Raw genomic sequence first — 26,539 nt, 5'->3', positions numbered from 1 at the left:
TGTTATCTCCTTTTATGCGTTTTTTTCTGCAACATGTGTCGCGTGATCCATCACACGTACGAAAACACCTTTATTCACAGGATATCCAGACTCTATTATCTTCACTTTAACAATTTTACCAATCAAATCAGCTGAGCCTTCAAATTGCACTTTCATATAGTTATCTGTATAACCGATAAGCTGATTATCTTCCTGTTCACTTGCATGCTCTTCCGGAATGACTTCCAGCACTTCGTCTTGATATTTGGAAGCATATTCTTTTGCAAGCTGATCCGATAATGTAATCAATTCATGCACACGTCTTTCTTTTACTTCATCTTCCACCTGGTTGTCCATTCTTGCTGCCGGCGTGCCGGTTCTTCTGGAGAATGGGAATACATGAAGCTCCGAATAACCGATTTCTTTAATGAAATCACAGGTCTCTTGGAATTCTTCCTCTGTTTCTCCAGGGAATCCGACAATAACATCCGATGTAATAGCAAGTCCAGGCAATGCTTTTTGTATCTTTTTCACTTTCTGACGGTAAAAGTCCGTGGAATACTTACGGCGCATTCTGGCCAATACCGGGTCAGAACCAGATTGCAGCGGAATATGCAGGTGACGGACGATTTTTTTACTTCTGTCCAGCACACGTATAACCTCGTCTGTAATTTGACTCGCTTCAATCGAACTGATACGGATACGTTCTAATCCTTCTACCTGCTCCAGTTCTTCCAGCAGCATCGCAAAATTATAGTCTTTTAAATCTTCTCCGTATCCTGCTGTATGTATTCCGGTAAGTACAAGCTCTTTATATCCTGCTTCTACTAATTTATTTGCCTGCGCAATAACATTTTCAGGATCTCGGGAACGAAGCAGCCCTCTTGACCATGGAATAATACAAAACGTACAGAAATTATTACATCCTTCTTGGATTTTGAGTGATGCCCGTGTACGGTCTGTGAATACTGGAACATCCATTTCCTCAAACACACGGTTTTTCATAATGTTCGACACGCCGTTAACAGGTCCCTTTGTTTTTTCATGCTCTTCAATATATGCGAAGATGTTTTTACGCTCCTGTGTGCCGACAACCACGTCTACTCCGGGAATCTCCATGATTTCACCAGGAGAAGTCTGTGCATAGCAGCCTGTTACGCAAACGACTGCGTCAGGGTTCTTTCGGATGGCACGACGGATGGTCTGCCTGCTTTTTTTATCCCCTGTATTGGTAACTGTGCATGTATTAATAACATACACATCTGCATCATGATCAAAGTCTACTCGCTCATAGCCCTGCTCTTTAAACATTCTCCAGATGCCCTCGGTCTCGTAGTGATTTACTTTACAGCCAAGCGTATGGAAGCTCACTGTTTTTGGCAATTTTTCAGCCATTTATATATCATCCTTTCATTTCATTCACAGTTAATTTTAGTTTATCCGTATTTAATGATATCACAAATATTTAAAAATACGATATAAAAGACCCTTTCATCCATATAAGTATGGTAAAAGGGCTTTTATCTTTTCTCATTATAATGCTGCTGCACAATTTTAACCAGCTTCATTTCTACCCCGGTAACCTTTTCTCCTAAACCTTTTTATTTTATATTACTTAGAATAAGCTGCAAGCATCTGATCTAATAATTCCGGGCTGATCTTTTTTATCTCCTGTCCAGAAAGCTGATGATCGCTAATCCAGATTTTATGATTTTGAATCAGTTTTTCACTGAAATTACGGGCCCATCTTGCATTGGCCTTCTCTGCTTCTGGAAGGTTACGGTACACTTCACTGACCACGCTATGCAGGTGATTGGAATCGACCTGCCATTGCTTCGAAATATTTTTTTCAACGATTGCAGCAATATCATCCGGATGATAATCAGGGAAAATAATTTTTTCTGGAATACGTGAGCGGAGTCCTGGATTACTATCTAAGAATTTTTCCATCTCCTTCGTATAGCCAGCTAAAATCACCACAAATTTATCCCTGTAATTTTCTAAATAAGTGAGTAAGGTTTCCACAGCCTGCTTTCCAAAATCATTCTCACTACTATTCGTTAGCTGATAGGCTTCATCAATGAATAGAACACCGCCCATCGCCTGATTAATAATGCGCTTTGTATTTTTTTCTGTATGGCCGATATAGGAGCCTACTAAATCGGCACGATCCACCACTTTTACATTTTTACTCGGCAAAATATCCAAACAATAGAATAAAGAAGCAAGTATATTTGCTACAGTTGTTTTTCCCGTACCAGGGTTTCCTTCAAAAATCATATGATAGGTTGGATTAAAAGATGATTCACCTTCATCAGCGAGCATTTTATCAATTTTTACTTGTTTAACTAAACGATGTACGTATTCTTTTATTTCTTCTAACCCAATTAAATGGTCCAGCTGGGTTAATAATTCCTCCACCTTTTCTTCTTTATCCTCGCTGCTATTTCCCACTAAAGCATCTATGTCTTCATTTAAAATGGTCTGTGTATCTTCAGATTCTGTTTCAATAACCCGATTTGCCATTGTAATCATTAATTTTTGATTGAAATTACGAACCCATCTTGCATTACTTTCATCAACTGTCCGAGTATATTGATTCATGACTATTTCTTTATACTTTTTTTCGTCAACGATATAATCCTGATCAAGTATATCTAAATAACCAATTTCAGCTATTTCCAAACTGGAATAGTCATCAAACACAAACTCATTCGGAATACGGGAAGCTAATCCGCTGTTCATCGAGAGGAAATTTTGCATATCATCAAAATATCCAGCAAAAATAATCATTATTTCACCACGATTATCTTCCATAAATTTTAAAATGGTCTCTACAGCTTCTGCTCCAAAATCATTATCGGAAGAGCTATGCAGGGTATATGCTTCATCAATAAATAAAATCCCTCCACGAGCACGGTCTAATACTGCTTGTGTTTTGGGAGCTGTCTCCCCAATATGGACCCCGACAAGATCTTTTCGCGTAGCCTCTACAAAATTGTCATTTGGAATAACCCCTTCCTGATATAATACATTTCCCAATAATCGAGCAACTGTTGTTTTACCTGTCCCGGGGTTGCCGAGAAATATCGAATGCAGATTAAGCGAGGCTGCCTTCAGCCCTTTCATTTTTCGGGATTGGTTAAACTTCATTGTATTGATAAATTGCTTAATCTGCTTTTTCAATTCCTTTAAACCATACATGTCATTAAGCTGCTCTAACGCAGATTTCTCCTCCTGCTGGACAGACACACTCTCAAGACTCTGTTCCTCTCTGTCTGCTTCTGGCTTATATCTTTCTTCATCAATCGAATTGGTTTCTTCCGTCTGCTGTCCTTTTGCATTTATTTCCTGCTGATTCACATCTTCATCCCTATTATGTATCAAGACACGCTCTCCATTTACTTCTACTGTAGACTGGTCATTATGATAAATATCAAATATATTATTCTCGCCTAATTCTATTTTATCAATAATCAATAAGCCTTCATCTACATTTGCTTCCATATGATTTTCCGGGCTCTGAACCAGCGCAAAGTCAGCCCGAGAACCAGAATAAACCGTAAGTGCATATTTATTTGGATTCATACGCGGTAATTCCAACATCCCTGCAGCCTCCGCAAATGATTCGTTTTCTAAATACAGGATTACCCGGATTACTGCATTATTCAAATATACCTGTGATTGACTGACATACATGGAATCTGCCACTGCAGCAGTCATTTCCAGCTTCGAACCTTCCTGAATATACATACCATACGGAGAATCTTGATTATAATAAATTTCTGATGAAGCAATCTTTACATAGGAATTCACGCACCAAATGGTTGGATATTGCCCAGTTTCTTCACCATGCGCGATAACGTCTTTCAAAAATAAACTTGAATTTCCCGTCATATGGAACGCATTCATCTTTGGAGGCGCTAATAACATAAGATTTGATAGATTAAGCTTTGAATTATTCTGTAATGAAAAAAATCCATTACAGACAACATCATTGGGCCGATTTCCCGTTCCTTTGATCTCTAATTCAAAGATATTGTAGCCGTTCGGAAAATCATAAGTGCCTGGTTCAATAAGAATCGTATCTCCTTTAGAAGAATTCATAATGGCATCTTCAAGACGCTTTTTTCCAAATCCTTTGCCAACCTTCCATACTTTTCTCATTTATTACACCTGCTTTTCTATTTTTCTAACTTTCTCATTTTTCGCCATCTGACATATGCCAAGACAGCCTAAAAAAAGATTATTTTTTATTCTAACTATTTATTTTGTATGTTATATTAGTATACCTGCTTATACAAGTAAGAAGAGACAACTAAATAAAAAATATTCATCAGCAATATTTTTTATTTACCCTAATCTGATTTACTCATAGAAATATCTAGAGGGCTTCTCTTCCATATTTGCGAAATAACTGTATACTGCAAGCTCTGCTTCCTTTCCTTTACTGAGTAGAATTTATACAATTTAACCATATAAAAACAGAGATAAATCTGCTCGTTTAAACCAGCCTTATCTCTGTTTTAATCTTCTCCTGATACAGCTTATTCCATCTTCACTTAAATGTTATCCAGATCCAGCTCTTCCATCATGCCTTTACCTCATCTTTTTTAACAAGGGTAAAGAAAACAATAGAGCCCATGAGCGTGGTGGTAAATATGATTGCCCCCATCGGAACAGCTGATGCCTCATTAATACCTGCAAGCGGTGAAAAAATAGAACCAAGTAGTAATGGAAGCATCCCTAAAACGGCGCTGGCGCTTCCTGCGCGATGATCCTGCTTGGACATCCCCAATGTAAAGGTGCTTGTCAATATCATTCCCATTGTAATCATATAAATAAATATGAATAAAACAATCAATGCTAAAGGTCCTTCGATAATGGTCATGATAAGCAATAAGGTTGTGACTGTAAGTGCAGTGATAACCGCTGCTTGAAGCATCGTTTTTTCTGCTATAATCCCGCTGAAGCGTCCAATGAGAAAGCTGCCTGTGATAATTGCCAGTCCATTGATACCGAATAATACACTAAACACTTGCGGGGAGACCCCATAGATATCCTGATAAACAAATGGCGTTCCAGATACATAAGCAAAGCTTCCCCCGTGGATAAAACCAACGACCAGGGCATAGCCGATAAAAGAACGGTCTTTCAGCAGACTGCCCATTGTTTTTAACGAAGCTCCTGCTGAGCTTGGAATACGCTTATGCGGCGGCAGCGTCTCTTTAAGCTTTATTGCCACAATGGTAACGGTGAGCAGTCCGACCGCGCTTAAAAAGAAAAAGATACTCTTCCAGCTGGTCGAATCAAATGACAGAATAAAACCGCCTATCATCGGAGCGATCATGGGAGCAATCGCATTAATAACCATCAATAACGAAAAAAACTTCGTAAGTGCCTGTCCGCTGAACACATCACGTACAACTGCGCGGGAGAGAACGACTCCTGCAGAGGCAGTCAGGCCTTGTAAAAAACGCATGGCAATCAATAAGATGATATTTGGAGCAAAAGCACATAGTATAGAGGCTACCGCAAACAGGCTCGTAGCAATCAACAATGGCTTCCTTCTGCCCTGAGCGTCACTGATGGGGCCGGCAAATAATTGCCCAATCGCCAGACCTAGCAGACACGCTGTTAAACTCGCCTGTACGAGTGTAGCGCTTGTGTCTAAATCTCGCGCAATCTCAGGAAAACTAGGTAAATACATATCGATATTAAGCGGCCCTAAAAAAGCAAGCAGACCAAGAAGCAATGCTAATCCTAATCGGGCTGCTCCCGTAGGATTATGCTCTATCGATTTTTCTCTTTCAAAATTCAATCATTCTCACTCCTAACAGCGTCATGGCAAATGACTTTAAACAGTAAAATTTTATATTTTCCTGGTGCGCCTGTCAAATCTTTCAAACACAATAGTTGATTTATTAAATGAACGCATGGTTGCAAAGTATATCAAGTGAGTATGTCATGATTAGATGATAAACTAACAGTATATGCAAGTCTATCAAAAACAATGGGGGTTTACCAATGATAAAGGCAATTGCAGTGGATATGGACGGAACTTTTTTAGACTCCAGCAGTAATTATGACCGGAAAAGATTTGACGGTATTTTTCAGCAGCTTCAAGAAAATGAGATAAAATTTATTGTTGCAAGCGGAAATCAATACGCCCAATTAACATCTTTTTTCAAAGGAAAAGAAGATAACATTTATTTTGTAGCGGAAAATGGAGCGATTATCTATGACTCTCCTAAACTGGAAACAATCGACAGCTTTCCTAATGAATTTGTTCAAAAAGCGGTTGACTATTTAATACACAGCATAGATAAAGCAGCGTTTATTTTATGTGGATTACACAGTGCATATATTTTAAAAAGCGCTGACAACGATTTTAAAAAATTTGCCAAGCATTATTATCACCAATTAAAAGAAGTGGAACATTTTGATTCTTTGCCGGATGATACGTTTGTTAAATTTGCTTTAAATGTAGAAGTCAATCAAACCAGTCACATCGTTTATCAATTAAATCAAGCCTTTCAAGGAGAGATGCAGGCGGTTTCCAGCGGCCATGGCAGTATCGATATGATTATTCCCGGAGTAAACAAAGGAAACGGATTAAACATATTATTAGACAGATGGAATATCTCCCCGCATGAATTGCTCGCCTTTGGAGATGCCAATAATGACTTAGAGATGCTGGCTTTAACAGAACACAGTTATGCAATGGAAACCTGCAGCCCGGAAGTGCAAAAGACCGCTAAACATAGAGCTCCTTCCAATGATGAATCCGGCGTCCTGCAAATAATAGAAGCTTATCTGAATTGACATATCGCCGGGCTTAAAATTATGGATATATAAGAAAAAAGGTAAAACAACCGAAAAGAGGCTGGTTTACCTTTTAATTCTTATTCCTTAATTCTTCCATATGATAAGAAATACTGGCAAGCGCATATAACGCCGCCGTTTCGGTACGCAATATCCGCTTTCCAAGCCGGATTGGCTGGAAGCCGGCACCTTTCAAACTAGCAGCTTCTTCTGCAGAGATACCACCCTCTGGACCTATTACCAGCAGAATGCGGTCATGATCAGACAGGTTATCCAATACAGATGCAAAAGCAGAAGTATTTCCTGCCGCTCCCTTCGCCTCTTCTTCATATGCAAACAGCTTTACATGATAGGTTTCACTTTCTTTTATCAATGTTTTTAACTGCATCACCTGTAACAGCTCAGGAATCTGGTTGCGATGACTCTGCTCGCTGGCTTCCTTTATGATTTTACCGAAACGTTTTGCTTTTTTATGAAACTTTTGTTCATCCCATTTAGCAACAGAACGATCCGCTGCAAAGGGAATAAATTTCGCTGCACCGAGCTCTGTTCCTTTTTGGAGTATCCATTCAAATTTATCACCCTTAGGAATTCCTTGTGCAATACTTACTTCCACTGGCAATTCCACAGATTCATCCAACCAGCTTTCGATGACTGCCTGCACTTCTGTTTCATGTATTTCTTCAATCTTACAAAGCGCTGATTTTCCGTCATCCGTATTGCAAATAATCTCATCGCCGGGCTTATTTCTCATCACCCTGGCGATATGGTGCACGTCTTCTCCAGTAATTTTGATTGTCTGATCTTCTACTTGTTCTTTCGAAATAAAATAGCGCTGCATCAGCCATCACCTACTTTTATTCTGGTTTCTTGGCAACAATGGAAACCCAATCTTCCAATTCACTGACAGAGATAATCTCAAAACCAGCTTCTGTCAGACGATCACGGACCAATTGTTTCTTCTTCTGAATAATTCCTGAAGTGATAAAATGACCACCAGGTCGAAGGTTTTTATAAGCATCTTCTACAAATCGGACGATAATTTCAGCAAGGATGTTGGAGACAATGACATCAGCCTGACTGTCTACCCCATCAAGTAAATTATTTTGTTTCGCCGTCACTTGATTTTGAAGATGATTTAGTTTCACATTCAAATTGGTGCTTTTAACAGCTATATCGTCCAAATCAAAAGCCTGTACAGATTCAGCGCCTAATTTAATCGAAGCAATGCTTAAGACGCCTGAACCACAGCCCACATCAATAATCTTATCATCAGGCTGCACATACGCTTCTAAACCTTGAATACTTAATATGGTTGTAGGATGGGTCCCTGTTCCAAAAGCCATCCCCGGATCCAGTTCAATAATTAATTCATCCGTAGAGACCGGCTGATAATCCTCCCAAGTTGGAGTGATTGTAATCCGATTGGATATTTTAACCGGTTTATAGTACTTCTTCCAGGCACTCGCCCATTCTTCTTCATGAACCTCACTCAGGCTTACTTCATTTTTCCCTAAATCAATATCGTAAAGCAGTAATTGGTTGATTGCCTGTTTGATTTCTTCCACCGTTTCACCTAAAAAACTGTTCATCGGCAGATACGCCTTGATACGGACACCCTCATCCGGATAATCTTCCGGATCAAGCTCCACAATTTCTCCAAAGCCTTCCCCTTCAAAATGCTTTAAATCTAATGGATCTTCAATAACTAACCCGCTCGCACCTGTTTCATGCAAAATATTTGAAATAGGCTCCACTGCTTCATTTGTCGTAAGAATCGTAATCTCTGACCATTTCATGTTGTACACCGCCGTTCTTTTGAAATATCTATGTAAACAGAGATGCCTCCAGCCTGCTTATCTGAAAAAATATCATCTAAACTACAAGCTGGAGGACCACTCTGATTAGTCTCCTTTGAACGCTTTACGAAAACGCTGGAAAATATTATCCTCTTGTTCATCGGTGGATTCATTTCCGCCTAATTCATTAAATTGACGCAATAAATCTTTTTGTTTATCTGACAGATTAGTCGGCGTCATTACTTTTACTTTAATGTGCTGGTCGCCCTGGCCTCTGCCATGAACATTTGGCGCCCCTTTTCCTTTTAAGCGGAAGGTTTTCCCTGCTTGAGTGCCGGCAGGAATTCGTAATTTAACCTTCCCATGGACCGTAGGCACTTCAATTTCATCGCCTAAAGCCGCTTGTGCAAAGGTAAGTGGCAGTTCACAGAAAATATGGTCACCTTCGCGGACAAAGAAATCATGTTTACGAACACGAATAACAACAAATAAATCCCCTGCTGGACCCCCATTTTTCCCAGGGTCTCCTTTGCCGGCTACACGGATTTGCTGCCCTTCATCGATACCGGCTGGAATGTCAATATGGATTTTTTTCTTTCTATTAACTGTTCCAGCACCGCCGCAAGTCTCACATTTTTCAGGAATGATTTTTCCTGTTCCATTACAGTAATGACACACGCGGCGATTGACAACACGGCCAAATGGCGTATTTTGTTCTTGATTTAATTGACCCGAGCCGTGACAATGGGAGCATGTGTCTACTTTTGTTCCCGGTTTGGCTCCTGAACCATGACACGTATCACATTCTTCTTCTTTTGGAACTTCAATATCGGTTTCTTTTCCAAAAATCGCTTCTTCAAAATCAAGAATCAGCGTATATTGTAAATCGTCGCCCTGCTGTGGCGCATTCGGATCACGTGAACGTCCGCCGCCACCGAAAAACATATCAAAAATATCACTGAAACCACCGAAGTCTTGAGCTCCGCCACCGCCGCCAAAGCCTCCGAAGCCTTGACCCTGTGCGCCTGCATGCCCAAATTGATCATATTGTGCTTTTTTCTGATCGTCACTTAATACTTCGTAAGCTTCTTTTGTTTCTTTAAATTTTTCTGCTGCGCCCTCTTCTTTATTTACATCCGGATGATATTTACGAGCCAGTTTCCGGTAGCTCTTCTTTATCTCATCTTTTGAGGCGCCCTTATCCACACCTAAGACATCATAATAATCTCGTTTTGCCAAATTATTCACTCCCGATACTCTGATTGCATAAGTTTAATCATATCATCATTCATTTGTCTATGGCAACAATGAATATCAGCTTCAAACTAATTTACCTGTAAGCACTATCTTGCTTCTATCCTGTCTGTAAAAAAGCCAAAGCCAAGAGAATCCTGACTTTGACTTTTATTCAGCAGTTATTCATTATTTATTTTCTTTATCGTCATCATCGACTTCTGTATAATCTGCATCAACAACATCGTCACCTTGCTGACCTTCTGCATTTTCTGCTCCTTGTGCTTCTTGAGCTTCTTGTTGTACCTGCTCATAAAGCTTAGCAGAAAGCTGCTGTACTTTTTCTTCCAAAGCTTCTTTTTTCGCTTTAATTTGTTCTTGGTCATTAGACTCTAAAGCTTCTTTCAATTCATCTCTTGCAGCTTCTGCCTGTTGTTTATCTTCATCAGAAACCTTATCGCCTAAATCTTTCAATGTTTTATCTGTTGTGAATACAAGCTGATCTGCCTGGTTGCGAAGCTCTACTTCTTCACGGCGTGCTTTATCCGCATCCGCGTTTTCTTCTGCTTCTTTGACCATGCGATCTACTTCATCATCAGATAAACCGGAAGAAGACTTGATCGTAATTGATTGTTCTTTATTTGTACCTAAATCTTTCGCTCTAACATTAACAATACCATTCGCATCAATATCAAAGGATACTTCGATTTGAGGCATTCCGCGCGGTGCAGGCGGGATATCTGTTAATTGGAAACGGCCAAGCGTTTTGTTATCTGCCGCCATTTCACGCTCACCTTGAAGTACATGGATATCTACTGCAGTTTGGTTATCTGCTGCTGTAGAGAATGTTTGAGATGCACTTGTCGGAATAGTTGTATTACGTTCAATCAGTTTTGTAAACACAGCGCCCATTGTTTCAATACCTAAAGAAAGTGGTGTTACGTCAAGTAATAATACGTCTTTCACGTCTCCTTGAAGGACACCGCCTTGGATTGCTGCACCAAGTGCTACAACTTCATCCGGGTTTACGCCTTTAGAAGGATCTTGACCTAATTCTTTCTTGATTGCTTCCTGTACAGCTGGAATACGTGTAGAACCGCCGACTAAGATAACTTTATGAATATCCTTGTTCGACAAGCCTGCATCAGAAAGCGCACGGCGAGTCGGTTTCATTGTACGTTCTACTAAATCAGATGATAACTCATCGAATTTCGCACGTGATAATGTCATTTCTAAGTGTAATGGACCAGCTTCACCTGCTGTAATAAATGGCAGAGAAATTTGTGTCTGTGCAACACCAGATAAATCCTTCTTCGCTTTCTCTGCAGCATCTTTCAAGCGCTGTACAGCCATTTTATCTTTAGAAAGATCAATGCCATTTTCTTTTCTGAATTCTTCTACCATATGCTTGATAATGACTTCATCAAAGTCATCTCCGCCAAGACGATTGTCTCCGGCTGTTGCAACAACTTCGAATGTGCCATCGCCAATGTCAAGGATAGATACATCAAAGGTACCGCCGCCAAGGTCATATACAAGAATCGTTTGATCTTGATCATCTTTATCAATACCATAGGCAAGCGCTGCAGCTGTTGGTTCGTTGATAATACGTTCTACTTCAAGACCAGCAATTTTACCAGCATCTTTTGTTGCTTGACGTTCTGCGTCATTAAAGTAAGCAGGAACCGTAATTACTGCTTTATCTACACTTTCGCCAATATAATCTTCTGCATAGGATTTAATATGCTGCAGAATAATCGCTGAAATTTCTTGCGGTGTATAGTCTTTATCGCCAATCGTTACTTTATAGTCAGTACCGATATGACGTTTGATAGATTGAACTGTATCCGGGTTGGTAATTGCTTGACGTTTTGCAACCTCCCCAACTTGTCTTTCTCCATTTTTAAAGGATACAACAGATGGTGTTGTACGGTTTCCTTCCGGGTTAGGGATAACGACTGCTTCGCCACCCTCCATCACTGATACGCATGAGTTTGTTGTTCCTAAGTCGATTCCGATAATTTTACTCATTCTTTATTTCCTCCTTCAATACTTCTGCGACACTTTTTTTAATTATTTATTTACTTTTACCATTGCAGGGCGGATAACCCGATCTTTTAAGAGATAGCCTTTTTGCAGCTCTTCCACTACTTTATTTGCTTCTACAGAATCATCTTCAATCTGCATTACTGCATGATGCACATTCGGGTCAAAGTCAGCACCTTCTGTTTCAATAACTGAAACACCCTGTGACGTAAATACATCCTTTAATTGACGATACACCATATCAATTCCTTCCAGGATGCTCTTATTTTCTTCAGATACTTCTACTTGCAGCGCGCGTTCGAAATTATCCATCACAGGAAGCAATTCCTGAACCATATCCTGTGCTTTGTATTTACGATCTGCTTCGCGCTCTTTTAATGTACGTCGTTTATAATTATCAAACTCTGCCTGCAAACGAAGCATGCGGCCTTCCAGTTCTTCTTTTTCATTTTTCAGTGCTTCTATTTGAGCTTCTGACGCATCATTTTCTTCTGCAGTTTCTGCATCTGTACCTGCTTCTTCAGCTGTCTCTTCTACAATTTCCTGTTCTTCTTGCATTGCTTCTTCTTTTTTTTCATTCTCTGACATCTACTCAGGCACCTCTTTTCTAATTTCCAATTAAAAACTATACCATAGAAGATATAGTTAGAAAACTAAAATCCTTGTTTTCCTTATGATTTATCACTATACCATTTCCCCATTGCACCAGTCATTTCCTTTGAAATGCTTTCCATTAAGGATAATACTTTTTTATATTCCATTCTCGTAGGACCAAGCAGTGCAATGGTACCCATCTGGCCGCCGCCAATGTGATAAGAAGCAGTAATTAAACTCAAGTCTTTAATCTCTTCCACTTCATTTTCATGGCCAATAGAAACTTTAATACCTTGATTGGAGTTTTTCAAGAGATTTACAATTTCATCCTCACGCTCCATCAGGGAGTAAAACGAACGAATTCGATCCACATCATTAAATTCCGGCTGCATTAAAATATTGGCTTTCCCGCCAAAATAAAGCTTAACTGCCTGCTCTTGCGTGAAGAGCGTGCGAATCCAATTGATAGAAGAATCAACTCCATTCATATATTTCATCATCAAGGAAGCTACTTCATTTTGAATCACCTCGGGAATTCGATAAAGCGGAACGCCCTGAAGACGGTCATTTAAAATATTGACGAGCTTTTCGATATCAGATGATGAAACTCCTTTTGGCAATGTAAAGGAACGGTGCTCTACATGCCCTGTGTTTGTTACCAAAATCGCTACTGCTGATTGATCGGATAGTGCTAATACCTGAATCTGCTTTACGGTTGCTTCAAACATTTCCGGTCCAAGAATGATAGACGTATAATTGGTCAGTTTAGAAAGGGCTTCTGCTGCCGTCTGCACAATCTGTTCAAACTCATATATCCCGTTATTTGTTAATCTTTCAATGATACCCAGTCCATGCTGATGGATTTCAGGACCAATTAAATGATCAACATAATAACGATATCCTTTTTCTGAAGGCACGCGTCCAGAAGATGTATGCGTCTTTTCTAAAAACCCCGATTCTTCTAAATCCGCCATCTCGTTTCGAATGGTTGCGGCACTGTACGGCAGGGTATCTTTTTTAGATAATGCCCTGGAGCCGACCGGTTTAGCAGATTCTATAAAATCATCAATAATCACCTGCAATATCATAAGTTGCCTATCTGTTAACATGATGATCACCTCTGTTAGCACTCTCATCTTTTGAGTGCTAAATCTATAATAAAATTATCAAATTCAATTTCTTTTGTCAAACCGTTTGGCTTTTTACTTCCTTTATTTTTTGTTCAAAGTTCTCCAATAATAAAAATTGCTGAAAAACCCTGTCCCCGAGAAGCATTCCTCTATTTGTCAATACATAGCTTCCATCATGGTAAGTTACTAATTTATCGTTTGTTAACTGAAGTAACTCTTCCTGATATAATTTATCCAGCGATAGTCCATATCTTTCCCTGAATGCTTCTGTATTAATCCCTTCTGCTTTTCGGAGCTGCAGAAATAATTCTTCTTCAATCTGATCCTGCAGGGTTATTTCCTCAAAATGTTCGACTGCTGATCCGCTGCGGCTAATTTCCTTCATATAAGTCCCCAGCGGTTTATAATTTGCCGTCCGCTTTCCCGGTAAATAACCATGAGCCCCTGCTCCGAAACCAAAATAATAATCATTATTCCAATAGGTTAAATTATGCTTACTCTCAAACCCCGGCTTGGCAAAATTACTTATTTCATATTGATAGACGCCCTGCTTTTTCATATTTTCCTGAAGCAGCTGATACATTTCTACTTCATCATCCTCTGGAGGCTGGTGCAGGGCTCCTTTTCTCCGTTTATGATAAAACACGGTCTTCGGTTCAATTTGCAGCGCATAGGTTGAATAATGCGGCAGACCGAATTGCAGTGCTTCCTTTAAAGTTTTTTCAAAGTGGGCAACGGTTTGATCCGGGAGAGCATAAATTAAATCCAGGCTAATATTAGAGAAATTTGACTGTGTAAGAATATCAACTGTTGTATAAACATCCTTCACTCGATGCATGCGCCCGATTTTTTCAAGCATCTCATCATCCATTACCTGAACTCCAAAAGAAATTCGATTTACACCATAACCGTGAAGTAATTTTGCTTTATCCGTATCAATATCCCCCGGATTGATTTCGATTGTAAATTCTTCGCAGGAGGAGAGGTCAAACTTTTCATTTAAAAACTGAAAAAGCTTCTGCAATTGCTCCATCGACAAAGCAGTTGGTGTTCCTCCGCCCATATAAATCGTCCGAAAGACATTTTTCCTTCCTGGGATAGCTGTGTCTATTTCTTTTATTAAAGCATCTATAAAGGCATCTGCCTTCGTCTCCATGTAAAAGTATTTTACAAAATTACAGTAATGGCAGATCTGCTTGCAAAAAGGAATATGAATATATACTGACTGAACTTGCATCGATTGAACTTCCTTCCTTTGTTAAAAAAACAGATAAGATAACTCTTTCTTGTTTTCCTCTTCAGAAACACCAGTTGTTATTTCTGAAGTTATTTTATAATACTTTATGTCCTCTCGCAATGTAAACGAAAAATCGGCCTGTGACCTCCTAATTCAAAGGCAAGAACATCGCTTAGTCATTAAAACACGATATTCTTGCCAATCAGCAAGTCTTCTTTAAAGGAGATGAGCTCGGATCGGGGCCCATGGAAAGCGTAGTATTTTTCCGCAGCGGCTATTTACAGCTATTTTTATAAGCATTCTTATTCTTTAAAAAATCCCGCAACCGGCAGAAAACACGGTAACGGGATTAATTAATAGCGACAATAGATTATTTCAGCAGTTAATCCTCATCCATCTTCAGGACTGCCATAAACGCTTCCTGAGGAACTTCTACAGAACCTACCATCTTCATACGCTTTTTACCTTCTTTTTGCTTTTCAAGAAGCTTTCTTTTTCGGGAAATATCTCCGCCGTAAAGCTTTGCTGTTACATCCTTACGTACCGCTTTGATATTAGAACGGGCTACAATTTTGTTACCGATTGCTGCTTGAATCGGCACTTCAAATTGCTGTCTTGGAATTAGTGTCTTCAGCTTTTCAACAATCTGCTTTCCGCGTTCATACGCAAAGTCACGGTGGACAACAAGCGATAACGCATCAATTGAATCGCCATTAAGCAATATATCCATTTTCACAAGGCGGGAAGGCTGGTAGCCGATCAGCTCATAATCAAATGAAGCATATCCCTTTGTCTGTGATTTTAACTGGTCAAAGAAGTCATATACAATCTCCGAAAGCGGAATATGATAGACTACATTTACACGAATATCATCTAAATATTGCATATCTACAAAATTCCCGCGTTTCTTTTGGGCAATTTCCATCACTGCTCCGACGTAATCGTTCGGAACCATAATTGTAGCTTCTACGTATGGCTCACGTACTTCCTCAATTACTTGTGGATCTGGCATTTCAGAAGGGTTATCAACCGAAAATACATCACCATTCGTCAGCTCAACTTCAAAAATAACACTTGGAGCAGTCGTAATTAAACTGATACCAAATTCTCTTTCAATACGCTCTTGGACAATTTCCATGTGGAGCAGTCCCAGGAATCCGCAGCGGTAGCCGAAACCAAGCGCCTGGGAAGTCTCTGCTTCGTATTGCAGGGAAGAATCATTCAGTTCTAAACGTTCTAACGCTTCTCTTAAATCATTGTAATCATTAGAATCTACCGGATATAGTCCGCAGAATACCATTGGATTCAGACGGCGGTAACCAGGCAGCGCTGTATCCGCTGGTCGATCAGCCAACGTAATCGTATCTCCGACCCTTGAATCACCGACATTTTTAATCGATGCAGTTAAATAACCAACATCCCCGACCGTCAACTCTTTTTTGGCAAGCTGCTTCGGTGTAAATACCCCGACTTCATTCACTTCAAATTCTTTTCCGGTAGCCATCATCTTAATTTTGTCTCCGACTTTCACAGAGCCTTCCTTCACACAAACATAAGCGATAACCCCGCGGTAAGTATCATAAAGCGAGTCAAAGATTAACGCTTTTAACGGGTCCTCAGCCTCTCCAGGGGGCTCTGGAACAACCTCTGCTATACGCTCCAGAATTTCCTCAATCCCTATATTTGCTTTGGCAGAAGCTAGAATTGCTTCATCGCCGTCGATCCCTAACACATCTTCCAGCTCTTTTTTCACTTTTTCCGTATCAGCACTCGGCAAATCAATTTTATTAATTACCGGAATGATTTCTAAATCATTTTCCATCGCTAAATAAACGTTTGCCAAGGTCTGCGCTTCAATCCCCTGTGCTGCGTCTACGACAAGAATCGCTCCTTCACAGGCTGCCAAGCTTCTGGATACCTCATAAGTAAAATCAACATGGCCTGGCGTATCGATTAAATGAAAAATAAATTCTTCGCCAGCCTGGTTTGTATATTTTAATTGTACTGCATTCAGTTTAATGGTTATTCCGCGTTCACGCTCTAAATCCATTCCGTCCAGCAGCTGGTCTTTCATTTCACGTTTTGTCACGGTTTCTGTATTTTCAAGAATACGATCAGCTAATGTAGACTTCCCATGATCGATATGGGCAATAATCGAAAAGTTTCTGACCTTTCTTTTTTTATTCGTCATTTCACGCACACTCCTAAGTTTTTCCTGTAGCCCCTATTTTTCTTCCCTTAACAAAAGGCGTCAATTACTAGCATTGATTATAGCAATTGACGCCTTGAGATTCAATGATTAACTTAGGTGTTGATTAAAAAAACAACTCTCCTATTCCATACATGATGGATACAATTACTTCAAATAATTGTTTGACGATGCCTCCCATAGTAGCTGCTGTACGGTTGGTCAACGAATAATTTCCACCTTCAAGTACATCTGTTTCTGCAACAATAATCTCTTCCTGTTCCTCTCTATCTTGCGCTTCATCCTCTATTACTTCAACTGCAGGAGTGTCGGAGGATACCGTTTGTTCAGCCGGCTCATTCTTCTGCATTCCAAATACGAGTCCGCTCAGAAAAAAGATGACGAGCAATAATAATATAATAATATTTCGCATCAAATCGCTCCTTACATAAGAATATTCACATACTTATTCATCAGACTGAACGGCTTCGGCATCCCAATAATAGTCGCTGAATACTTCCGCTAAGGCATCAGCAGAACGATACAGCTCATCCATCGTGTTATCTACACCGCCAAATTCAATCAACAATGCATTTTCTGCCATATCCTGATTGTAAACGCCATTCCCGCTTGATCCGTCCTTTTGGAACACTCCCCGGCTTAAACCCGGATATTCTTCTTCCATCAATCCATGCAGCTCTGTTGCTACTTTCAGATTCCTTTCATAATCCGGATGCCCGGTGCCGATAACAAATAAAATCTTTGCATAATCTTCGCCTTCAATCGTTTGTGTCGTCTTGTCTCTGCGAAGGGCGTCTCTATGAAGGTCAAACATGTATTGAATCTCCTGATTGCCGGCCACTGCTTCCGCAACAATATCCCGAGAGACTTCGTAGGATTGATGATATCCCATGCCTCTTTCATTCAGGAGCTCCCCGAAATCTGTATTATCTACTTGTGTGCCAATTCCTTTCCTTTTAAGACCTTCTGCTAAACGATCACTGACATTTGTGATATTAATCTCCCCATGCATGGCGCTATTGGGGTCTGTTTCATCTGGCAAATGCGGTAAAAACGACTCTCTGTTGTGGGTATTATAAATAAACACAACATCTCTGTCTCCAGTTGTTTGCTCGCTTTCCGTTTCCTCTGTTTCTTCCTCCGTTTCTTCTGCATCTCCTGTCTCCTCCTCATCTTCACCTGTCAGCACCGCTTCCCTTTCCCTTAATACTTCCTCTAAAGGCGGATTGGACTCAATCGGAAAATGAGTAAAATCATTTTCACTTGCCATTAATAATTGATTGTCAAATATCGAAAAACCTGGAATTTCATTACCAAAAAAGCTCCTGGGATCTGTTGGTTTCACATTAGACGTAAGCTCAAGAAACACACCAGATAATTGAGGTATTTCTGCTTCCCCTTCCGGAAAACTCTGCTTATAAGCACGATTTTCCATTGTAATCAAATGATAAAAAATCGCACTGTCCATTTCCTTCGTCCAATTCGATAACGTATCTGATGAAAATCGATAGGCAGGCTGGACTGCCGTTAATATACTTATTAAAAGAAATATACTGACAAAAAATATAATATAAAGCCCGCTTCGTCGAGAAAAGGTTTGTACCATTTTGCTCCAGTTATTTTTTTTCATAAAAATACACGATGCCACCTTTCTCTAATAACTCTATAGTCCAACCTATGAGTAAACTAGAGAAAGTAGAACCGTGTAAAAAGAAAAAATAGACTTGATAGAGGATGTTAAAGCTTCATACGGCTACCTGGAATAGCTTGAAAAATTATCAATCGTTACTGTCTCATGTAATGCAGCGTTCAGCCCATTTGCTATCACTTCAGCCATATCAATCATAAAGCCGTCTACCTCTTTAGGCGTAACCATTAAATTATGACCAATCGGCGTTAATACTTCCATTATCAGCTGTCTTTTTTCTTCTTCCGACAGGCCGCCAACAATGCCGAACAGCTTTTCCCGCTGTGCTTTATCAGGCAAGTCCTCATCTGTTAACTGCTTCGAGCCGAAATTCATACCAGCAGGAGTTAAGGATTTAGATGGATCATCTCTTTCATTCCATTCTCTACCGAAGTGTTTCAATAAGTAATCAATGGTATCGCTTGTAATAGTAACTGCATCCACCACCGTTGGCACGCCAATAGCAATCACAGGTATACCGAGTGTCTGACGGCTTATTTCTTTTCGTTTATTGCCAACCCCTGAACCTGGATGTATACCTGTATCCGATAATTGAATGGTTTCATTCACTCTGCTGATAGATCTCGATGCTAGCGCGTCAATGGCAATAACGAAATCAGGCTGGTATTTTTCGATAATCCCAAAAATCACATCGCTGGTTTCTATACCTGTCACTCCCATCACACCCGGTGTAATCGCAGCTACTTCGCTATATCCTTCTGCCACAGATTCCGGCTGAAGACGAAATAAATGACTGGTTACCAGCACTTTCTCTACCGTCATCGGACCCAAAGCATCCGGTGTTACATTCCAATTACCTAACCCCACAATCAGACAAGAGGCCTGATCAGGCAAGTCTTGCTTTCTCATTAATTCCTCCAGCTCTTTTGCTAAAATCTTCGCTGCTTGATGCTGTTTCTCTGTATCTTGCTTTTTGACACCGTCAGTATGAATGGTGACATAGTTCCCCGGCTTCTTCCCAATTTGTTCAGCGCCTGCCTCATCAATCGTCACATAGGAAATATTTATATCCTTTATCGTGCTTTCTTTAAATGTGACACCCGCAACTTCCTTCTGTTTATTGTCTTGCTTTTCCGTATACATATCCTTTGCTTCTACAGCTAAGTCTGTTCTTACTTGAAAATGATCCTCTCTATTTTTCATTACACCGCACCCCTTTGTTCAATATGCTTTATTCTGATAAAATAAAATTCCATTATCTAAAAATAAAGCTTTCCTTCTACACTTTATTTTTAGATGGAAATTTCACCGGATAAACTCCTGTTTTCAAACATTCTTAGCATGCACGCCTGGAATAAATTCATACCAATTTATTGATTAAGCAACAATTCTATTGAAAAGATTAGGTAGCTTTGGTAAAATACTCTTGTCGTACTGTGAATATAGACAATTGATGAAAGCATACAAAAGGGCATGTTCAGAAGCAATTCAGCTTGAACAACCTCTAAAACATGTTTTTTAAAATCGTATACTTTTTAGGAGGTGAATAAACATGGCAAATATTAAATCTGCAATCAAACGTGTAGAAGTTAACCAAAAGAAACGCGCTAATAACGTTTCCCAGCTTTCTGCAATGCGTACGGAGATTAAACGTGTAGAAAAATTTGTAGAAGCAAACGATGTGGAAAATGCAAAAGCAGCATTCCAATCTGCGAACAAGCAAATTGATAAAGCGGCTCAAAAAGGAATTATCCACAAAAACGCTGCTAGCCGTCAAAAATCTCGTTTAGCAAAAAAAGTTAACGCATCATAAAAAAAAAGGTGAAGTAAGTACGGACAATTGCCGTAAATACTTCACCTTTTATTATGTTTTTGAAACGCAGCTCACTATACTAAATCCATCAACAGTAATTCAAATGCCAGCCCTTTTTCCATCAGTCCCTGCTTCATTTTGGCATCCGTTTCTGCAAGCTGGCAAAGGATGTAAGACAGACGCTCTTCGGGCAGTTTAGCTTCTCTGGCCATTGCTACTTTAATAACATATGGATGTGCGCCAATATGCTTCTGAATTTGAAATTGAGAATACCCCTTCTTTTTCAGCTGCTTCACTCTTAAAATCATACGAAATTGGTAAGCAAGCAGTCCAATCATCGCAATTGGATCCTCGTTCATTTTCTCTAAATCCTGATAAATTTGAATTGCTTCCTGAATACTTCCTTTCATAACTGCATCGACAAGTGCGATAGACGTAGTGGTCGGGGTATGTGACACTAACTGCTGTGCAATATCTTTTGTAACAACCCCATTTTCTCCAACATAAAGAGCCAGCTTTTCCATCTCGCTTTGCAGGAGCTGGATATTATTAGAGACCTCTGCTTCCAATATTTCCATCGCCTCTTGTTCAATTTCTATCTCATATGACTTCATCAGACTTTGAATCCAATTTCTTGCATCTTTTTCTTTTACTTGTTGACAATCCACGGGGGACGCCAGTTTCTTTAATTGTTTTGTTACTTTTTTACGCTCATCTAATTTTTCATAAGGCGCTATAACCAATAACACCGAATACTCAGGCGGATTTTGCAGATACTCCTGTAAATACGTTAAATCATGTTCAAACGGTGTTTTATCGGGTTTTGTTTTCACAAAAGAAGCATTGGCGGCAAATATTAATTTGCGTTCACCGAAAAATGGAAATGTTTCTGCATCTGCTAATACTTCCTGTATGGAGGTTTCTTCTAAATCATAAAGGGATAAATTAGTCTTATCTCCGTCTAAAACTGTTTTTACTAACCGGTCTTTTAATTGTTCCAGAAAAAAGGATTCTGTTCCAAAAGCAAAGTAAACCGGATGAATCTGATTAGTTTTTATTTTTTTTAGTTGGTCCATCATGCATATTACGCTTCCCATCTAGACATTATTTCGATACTGAGCATGTGAATGTTCCATGCATAAACTCGTCTCTTTTTATCCTATAAGGAAGCAGACATAAACGCAACAAAAAAATAAAGGAAGAACCGCAAGACTTTTGCATCCTTCCTTTATGAAGCATCTATATTAAACGCCTTAAAATAAGCTCTAGAAACAAATTTTAAGAACGATATTTGCTTATATATAATTTGCGCTTCTGTGCAAAAACTATAGATGTCAACTGTTGCTAAAATTGGCTGTTACCATATAGAAGAAGGAATCATGTAAAGAATGTAGATTTTTTTATGTGGATGATTTATACTATAATAGTGAGCAGAGGAGGGGTATATCTTGAACGAATTCGAAAAAGATCCGCAGTACAAAGGCAGCGATGTTGTAGACTCCATTAAAGGATTTACCTTTTCATTTCTCTTTTTCTTTATCATTTTTGCGGTGGGCGTTACCATCAGCGTAATTGGTCAATAATAAAAGAGATAGAGGGTCAAAAAGAAGGGATGCTATCTCTTCTTTTTTTGTTGTCCGGTAAGGTTTATTCTTTTATTTTTATTTTATGGTAAAAAGGTTGAAAAGGTTCCTCCTTCCGCCGTGTAATAAAATTGAATCGCCCCATCCTCATCCGTGCGGTACGCTTGAATTCCATTATTTTCTAATATGTCCAATACTTCTTCATTTGGATGATTATAACGGTTATTTCTCCCGGCTGAAATTAAAGCGAAACGCGGCTGAACCGCTTCTATAAATGCTTCTCCTGTAGATGTTTTACTGCCATGGTGTGCCACCTTTAAAATATCGATTTGCAGTGCAGGATAATCATGTATTATTTTTTCTTCAATCTTTTTGCTGATGTCTCCAGTAAACAGCCATTTCAAGCCAAAATTTGTATATAGAACAATCGAATTGTTATTTGAATTTCCCGTATCTATATCCGGCGCCAATACCTGAAAGGAAATAGCATCATGAAAGTTCAGTACATCCCCTGATCCAATCTGCGTTATATTTAATGATGGCTGAATTGCTTGGAACTCTTCTAATAGCACTGGATCAAAATAGGCGCTTACCATTAATTCCTTTACGCTTACCTCTTCTAAAATAAAACGGACACTCCCAAAGTGATCGACATCGTCATGTGTAACAATAATCGCATCCAGTTCTTTAATCCCCCGCTGATGAAAATAAGCACGAATAATATTTTTATACACTCCTCTGGTCGGTTCCATATCTTCAAAATGAAAAGCAGAGCCAGCATCGATCATAACAACTGCTTCTCTTCTTGCTGCTTCCACTAAAATAGCATCCCCCTGCCCCATATCAAACATGGTCACAATACCTCCCTCCTGAAAATACGGCTTGGCTGCCGTCATTAAAACTGGAAGGATTAAAAGAACCCCTGCAATCCAAGCTGCTTTTTCCTGTCTTCGCTCTAAAAACTTCATAAACAAGAAAAAACAAGCAAAATAAAACATGACGCTGAAGATGGATAACTGATCTAGATACATAGGCGGAACGAATGTATTATCGACCCATTCAATAGCTCCCAGAACCCTTTCATGAATAAATGTAAAAGGCTTATCCAATATGACGAGCATACTATCTGGTAAAAAATGAACAACTGCAAAAACGTACATAAGCGGGATGACGAAGAAGGTAAAATAAGGAATAACTGTCAGATTCATCAGAATAGACAACGGATGAAAGATATTGAAATAATAAATCTGGAGCGGAAGAATTGCCATTTGAGCAATAAAACTCACTTGAAAGATCTTCCAAACAGGTGATTTTGACTTGCTGATCCATTCCTGAGACAGAAGTATGGAAAAGGTTACTGCGAAGGAAAACTGAAATCCGATATGGTAAATGATATAAGGATCCCAAAGAATAAACACCATAAAGATAATACACAGCAAATCGGAATACGGCAGTTTCCATCGAAACTTTTGAAATAGAAGGAGTCCAATCATCATTGAAGCAGCACGGAGAACAGGGGGATTCGCTCCAGCCAATATGGCGTAAAGCGGAAGAAACAGGATTAAAAACAGCTGTGTTTTCTCTTTCGTCAGCAGGTTTCCTTTCACTAAAATCAAATATAAAATAGCAATGACCAAGGTGACATGGGTGCCTGAGATAGCAATAATATGCGAGAGACCAAACCGCTGAAATAACTCTGTAACAGGCTCTCCCATTGCTGAGGTGTCTCCAAAAACGATAGCATTAATCCACGGGGCAGTATAATCACTCCAAGTACCCTCCATTTCATTCAGCAGCTCTGTCCTCACCTTATAAAGTAATGGAAGGATGCCTTTTTCAGCGGCACAGTTAATTTGATTAAAATCCTCTAAAACAGCCTGATGGGTAATTTGTTTTTGCAGTAAAAATTGACGGAAATCAAATTGTGCGGGATTTGTACTGGAAGGGGGAATTTCAACTGTTTGCTGAATGGTGCAGGTGGAGCCGTGAAATAAAGCATGCTCAAGAGGAATTTCACGAAAATCTTCATCCTTTTCAGGAAAATACGTAACTAAAAGTTTAGAGGAGTTTTGTAGAGGTTGGAGGGTGAATTGAATTTGTTTGGAGCTAAGCTTTACTTCTCCTTCGATTTTCCCGGTAATTTCTGCATCTATCGAGCTTTCTTCATAGACGGTCTGGGGAATAATCGGAATAATAGATAGAAAGGTGATAAAGCTGAACACTGTAACCAGCCAAACGGTGACATTCATTTTTTTCAGAAGCTTGAGCCAAATGAGCCAGAGTATAAAAAGAAGGAGCAGCCATTTCATATCCAATAAATGATATAAAATGGCTGACACGGCGGCAATTGCAGGAAAATGCCAATATCCCCTCACTGCTTTCTCTCTTCATTAAAAAACAGCCGCTCTGCATCGGCTTTTATTGTCTCTGTTTCATCCGGCGTCAAATTGGATGCATCCAATTTTTCCATCAGCGCATGTATAAAAGCAGTCTTTTCTTCAAACTTTGTATCCACTACAGCATCAACCAACGGTACTTTTTGTGTCTGCACGCCAGCCTCTTCAAATAACTGGACTGCATAAGGGTGATTCTTGTAATCTTCTGCATAAAATAAATTTTTAATACCGCTTTGAATCAGCTGTTTTGTGCATTGCAGACAGGGAAAATGGGTAACATATACATCAGCGCCGTCTGTCGGCACTCCGAATTTCGCACATTGCAGCAGTGCGTTTGCTTCCGCGTGAACCGTCCGTACACAATGTCCATCAATGACGTAGCAGCCCTCATCGATACAATGTACATCCCCAGAAACGCTTCCATTATAACCTCCGGCAATAATACGTTTATCCCGGACAATCGTAGCGCCTACCATTAAGCGGGTACACGTACTTCTTAAAGCTAGTAGATGACTCTGCGCCATAAAATATTGATCCCAAGCAATTCTCTCCATGATGATCCCCTCTTTCCCTTATTTTCTACGGCACTTGGATATGCTCGATCAGCGTCTCCAGTGTTTTTTCTCCAATACCAGAAATCTCTAATAAATCCTCTGGTGTTTGAAACAATCCATGATTATCACGATGGGCAATAATCGCTTCCGCTTTAGCAGGTCCGATACCAGGAAGCTGGGTCAGCTCCTCACTGGAAGCCGTATTTATTTTTATCTTATTGTTATTTGTCTGCTCCCCCGCAGGAGCATTCACTGCAGGTTCTTCTTGGCCGACAGCAGGTATCAAGACAACCATCTCATCCTGAACAACCTGTGCTAAATTCACTTGTAGAATATCTGCATTTTCGGTAAACCCGTCAGCTCGGTCAATAATATCCCTGATCCGGTCACCTTGTTCCATTTCATATACTCCCGGCTGCATCACTTCTCCTTTTACATCGACCACTGCTGTTCGTGCTTGTTGTTCTGCCGGAGTTTCCTCAGTAAGCGGGGCTTCTGTTGGTTCTTCCAAATCTGAAGATATTAATGAGGCGGATAACGGGCTGGACGGTTCTTCTTTGCTGATAAATATAAAAAAAATAATAACAGCAGCAATCACAATAAAAATATAACTATTTTTCTTTAACCAATACAAAAGGTATTACCTCCTTCTTTGTCAAAATAGTACCCTCTTACTTAGTATTTCGACAAAGAAAGATAATCTCCTTTTCCTCAGAAAATATATTAAAATACACTTTTGCAGCTTATTTTTCAGCCAAAAAGAAAATCCTTTCTGATTGTTCATCCCAATTATCTGCTTCTAATGAAAAATCAGCATAGATATGGATTTTCTTAAAACCGATATTTTTTAAAATATTTTTATATACTTCTATCGGAAATGTCCGTTGATGATGTTCTTCTTGAAAACGAATAAAGCGGTCTTCTTCTTCTTGATGGAAAAAGGTAACATGGTGGTACATTTCTCCTTTTTCCTCTCCCGGGATACACTCCCAGATATAAGCCGCCTCCTCCATTACATCGGAAAATGTCTGGCCGATATAGATATCCTCTACAGTGTGCATGGAATGGACATCAAAGAAAAATATCCCGTCTGGTTCTAACAACTGATAAACATTCTTAAAAGCTTGCTCTACAGCTTGAAGGTCTGTTACATAATTTATTACATCACAGCAGCTGATTGCCATGTCATAATGCTGCTCCACACCATCCAGCTTTGTCATATCTGCTTCTAACCAGCTGATACCACCTGCAGGTTCTAGATCCTTTTGCGCTTCATGCAGCATGTCCCCGGACTGGTCTACCCCCGTCATTGTATATCCTCCGGCAGCTAATTTCCGGGTAATGACTCCGGTACCACAGCCTAAATCAATAATTGACTGCACTGGTCTTTCTGTCTGAGCTATCATTTGCTGAATCATAACCACCCAATCATCATATGGGACATTATCCATCAGCCGATTATAGACCGCAGCCATTTTTCGATACACCATTTT

Annotated in this window: 22 protein-coding genes; 3 read left to right on the top strand and 19 right to left on the bottom strand. The window is 39.6% G+C overall.

Features of this window, described 5'->3' with window-relative positions; genetic code table 11:
* Positions 1 to 12: 12 nt before the first annotated feature.
* From mtaB to ACZSMY_RS02205, 3 genes are all read right to left on the bottom strand, one after another.
* Positions 13 to 1,374, bottom strand: coding sequence for a tRNA (N(6)-L-threonylcarbamoyladenosine(37)-C(2))-methylthiotransferase MtaB (gene mtaB / locus ACZSMY_RS02215; protein WP_042534838.1), 1,362 nt, complete (start codon positions 1,372 to 1,374; stop codon positions 13 to 15).
* A gap of 216 nt (positions 1,375 to 1,590) precedes the next feature.
* Complete coding sequence (locus ACZSMY_RS02210) at positions 1,591 to 4,146, bottom strand: AAA family ATPase (RefSeq protein WP_465147435.1); 2,556 nt, start codon at positions 4,144 to 4,146, stop codon at positions 1,591 to 1,593.
* 424 nt (positions 4,147 to 4,570) lie between these two features.
* Positions 4,571 to 5,776: a Bcr/CflA family efflux MFS transporter gene (locus ACZSMY_RS02205; protein ID WP_256706324.1), complete on the bottom strand. Its 1,206-nt coding sequence runs from the start codon at positions 5,774 to 5,776 to the stop codon at positions 4,571 to 4,573.
* A gap of 230 nt (positions 5,777 to 6,006) precedes the next feature.
* Here ACZSMY_RS02205 and ACZSMY_RS02200 point away from each other — a divergent pair, with 230 nt between their 5' ends.
* Positions 6,007 to 6,804 carry a Cof-type HAD-IIB family hydrolase gene (locus ACZSMY_RS02200; RefSeq protein ID WP_368900650.1) on the top strand — a complete coding sequence of 266 codons (798 nt, stop codon included), beginning with the start codon at positions 6,007 to 6,009 and terminating at the stop codon, positions 6,802 to 6,804.
* Between the two features lie 73 nt (positions 6,805 to 6,877).
* On the opposite strand, the gene ACZSMY_RS02195 is transcribed toward ACZSMY_RS02200, so the two are convergent.
* The 11 genes from ACZSMY_RS02195 to gpr all read right to left on the bottom strand — a co-directional run bounded on the left by ACZSMY_RS02195 (position 6,878) and on the right by gpr (position 19,903).
* Positions 6,878 to 7,645, bottom strand: coding sequence for a 16S rRNA (uracil(1498)-N(3))-methyltransferase (locus ACZSMY_RS02195; RefSeq protein WP_256704821.1), 768 nt, complete (start codon positions 7,643 to 7,645; stop codon positions 6,878 to 6,880).
* A 16-nt stretch (positions 7,646 to 7,661) separates the two neighbouring features.
* Positions 7,662 to 8,603: a 50S ribosomal protein L11 methyltransferase gene (prmA, locus tag ACZSMY_RS02190; RefSeq protein WP_368900649.1), complete on the bottom strand. Its 942-nt coding sequence runs from the start codon at positions 8,601 to 8,603 to the stop codon at positions 7,662 to 7,664.
* Between the two features lie 105 nt (positions 8,604 to 8,708).
* Positions 8,709 to 9,842 (bottom strand): molecular chaperone DnaJ, encoded by a 1,134-nt coding sequence (gene dnaJ, locus ACZSMY_RS02185; RefSeq protein ID WP_465147434.1) that lies wholly within the window; start codon positions 9,840 to 9,842, stop codon positions 8,709 to 8,711.
* A gap of 183 nt (positions 9,843 to 10,025) precedes the next feature.
* Positions 10,026 to 11,867: a molecular chaperone DnaK gene (gene dnaK, locus ACZSMY_RS02180; RefSeq protein ID WP_212929081.1), complete on the bottom strand. Its 1,842-nt coding sequence runs from the start codon at positions 11,865 to 11,867 to the stop codon at positions 10,026 to 10,028.
* A gap of 42 nt (positions 11,868 to 11,909) precedes the next feature.
* Entirely contained in the window at positions 11,910 to 12,470 is a 561-nt protein-coding gene (gene grpE / locus ACZSMY_RS02175; protein WP_042534850.1) for a nucleotide exchange factor GrpE, read from the bottom strand.
* 83 nt (positions 12,471 to 12,553) lie between these two features.
* On the bottom strand, positions 12,554 to 13,585 hold the full coding sequence (gene hrcA / locus ACZSMY_RS02170; RefSeq protein ID WP_341173055.1) for a heat-inducible transcriptional repressor HrcA: 1,032 nt from the start codon (positions 13,583 to 13,585) through the stop codon (positions 12,554 to 12,556).
* Between the two features lie 76 nt (positions 13,586 to 13,661).
* The gene (gene hemW, locus ACZSMY_RS02165; RefSeq protein WP_042534853.1) at positions 13,662 to 14,843 is read right to left on the bottom strand and encodes a radical SAM family heme chaperone HemW; all 1,182 of its coding nucleotides are present in this window, start codon (positions 14,841 to 14,843) and stop codon (positions 13,662 to 13,664) included.
* A 382-nt stretch (positions 14,844 to 15,225) separates the two neighbouring features.
* Positions 15,226 to 17,034, bottom strand: a complete 1,809-nt coding sequence (lepA, locus tag ACZSMY_RS02160; protein ID WP_042534854.1) for a translation elongation factor 4 — start codon at positions 17,032 to 17,034, stop codon at positions 15,226 to 15,228.
* 124 nt (positions 17,035 to 17,158) lie between these two features.
* Positions 17,159 to 17,464, bottom strand: a complete 306-nt coding sequence (locus tag ACZSMY_RS02155; protein WP_042534855.1) for a hypothetical protein — start codon at positions 17,462 to 17,464, stop codon at positions 17,159 to 17,161.
* 33 nt (positions 17,465 to 17,497) lie between these two features.
* Positions 17,498 to 18,682: a stage II sporulation protein P gene (locus tag ACZSMY_RS02150; protein WP_193064679.1), complete on the bottom strand. Its 1,185-nt coding sequence runs from the start codon at positions 18,680 to 18,682 to the stop codon at positions 17,498 to 17,500.
* Between the two features lie 123 nt (positions 18,683 to 18,805).
* Positions 18,806 to 19,903: a GPR endopeptidase gene (gpr, locus tag ACZSMY_RS02145; protein ID WP_042534857.1), complete on the bottom strand. Its 1,098-nt coding sequence runs from the start codon at positions 19,901 to 19,903 to the stop codon at positions 18,806 to 18,808.
* A gap of 349 nt (positions 19,904 to 20,252) precedes the next feature.
* Between gpr and rpsT the strand changes: the two genes are divergently transcribed.
* Positions 20,253 to 20,513, top strand: a complete 261-nt coding sequence (rpsT, locus tag ACZSMY_RS02140; RefSeq protein WP_042534858.1) for a 30S ribosomal protein S20 — start codon at positions 20,253 to 20,255, stop codon at positions 20,511 to 20,513.
* A 74-nt stretch (positions 20,514 to 20,587) separates the two neighbouring features.
* On the opposite strand, the gene holA is transcribed toward rpsT, so the two are convergent.
* The gene (holA, locus tag ACZSMY_RS02135) at positions 20,588 to 21,592 is read right to left on the bottom strand and encodes a DNA polymerase III subunit delta (protein WP_256704826.1); all 1,005 of its coding nucleotides are present in this window, start codon (positions 21,590 to 21,592) and stop codon (positions 20,588 to 20,590) included.
* Between the two features lie 369 nt (positions 21,593 to 21,961).
* Here holA and ACZSMY_RS02130 point away from each other — a divergent pair, with 369 nt between their 5' ends.
* The gene (locus ACZSMY_RS02130; RefSeq protein WP_040980284.1) at positions 21,962 to 22,096 is read left to right on the top strand and encodes a YqzM family protein; all 135 of its coding nucleotides are present in this window, start codon (positions 21,962 to 21,964) and stop codon (positions 22,094 to 22,096) included.
* An 83-nt stretch (positions 22,097 to 22,179) separates the two neighbouring features.
* Here the strand turns inward: ACZSMY_RS02130 and ACZSMY_RS02125 are convergent, their stop codons facing one another.
* The 4 genes from ACZSMY_RS02125 to ACZSMY_RS02110 all read right to left on the bottom strand — a co-directional run bounded on the left by ACZSMY_RS02125 (position 22,180) and on the right by ACZSMY_RS02110 (position 26,536).
* Positions 22,180 to 24,471 (bottom strand): DNA internalization-related competence protein ComEC/Rec2, encoded by a 2,292-nt coding sequence (locus tag ACZSMY_RS02125; RefSeq protein WP_465147433.1) that lies wholly within the window; start codon positions 24,469 to 24,471, stop codon positions 22,180 to 22,182.
* A complete protein-coding gene (locus ACZSMY_RS02120; RefSeq protein ID WP_042534861.1) occupies positions 24,468 to 25,046 on the bottom strand; it encodes a ComE operon protein 2 in 579 nt (192 codons plus the stop codon). Before ACZSMY_RS02120 ends, ACZSMY_RS02125 begins: the two co-directional genes overlap by 4 nt.
* Positions 25,047 to 25,071: 25 nt before the next feature.
* Entirely contained in the window at positions 25,072 to 25,680 is a 609-nt protein-coding gene (locus tag ACZSMY_RS02115; RefSeq protein WP_042534862.1) for a helix-hairpin-helix domain-containing protein, read from the bottom strand.
* A gap of 109 nt (positions 25,681 to 25,789) precedes the next feature.
* Positions 25,790 to 26,536, bottom strand: coding sequence for a class I SAM-dependent DNA methyltransferase (locus ACZSMY_RS02110; protein ID WP_465147432.1), 747 nt, complete (start codon positions 26,534 to 26,536; stop codon positions 25,790 to 25,792).
* Between the last annotated feature and the right edge of the window lie 3 nt (positions 26,537 to 26,539).

This window comes from Oceanobacillus sp. B139/18 (genome assembly GCF_055524595.1).
The sequence above is the reverse complement of the archived record's forward strand: the minus strand, read 5'-3'. Positions and strand labels throughout refer to the sequence as shown.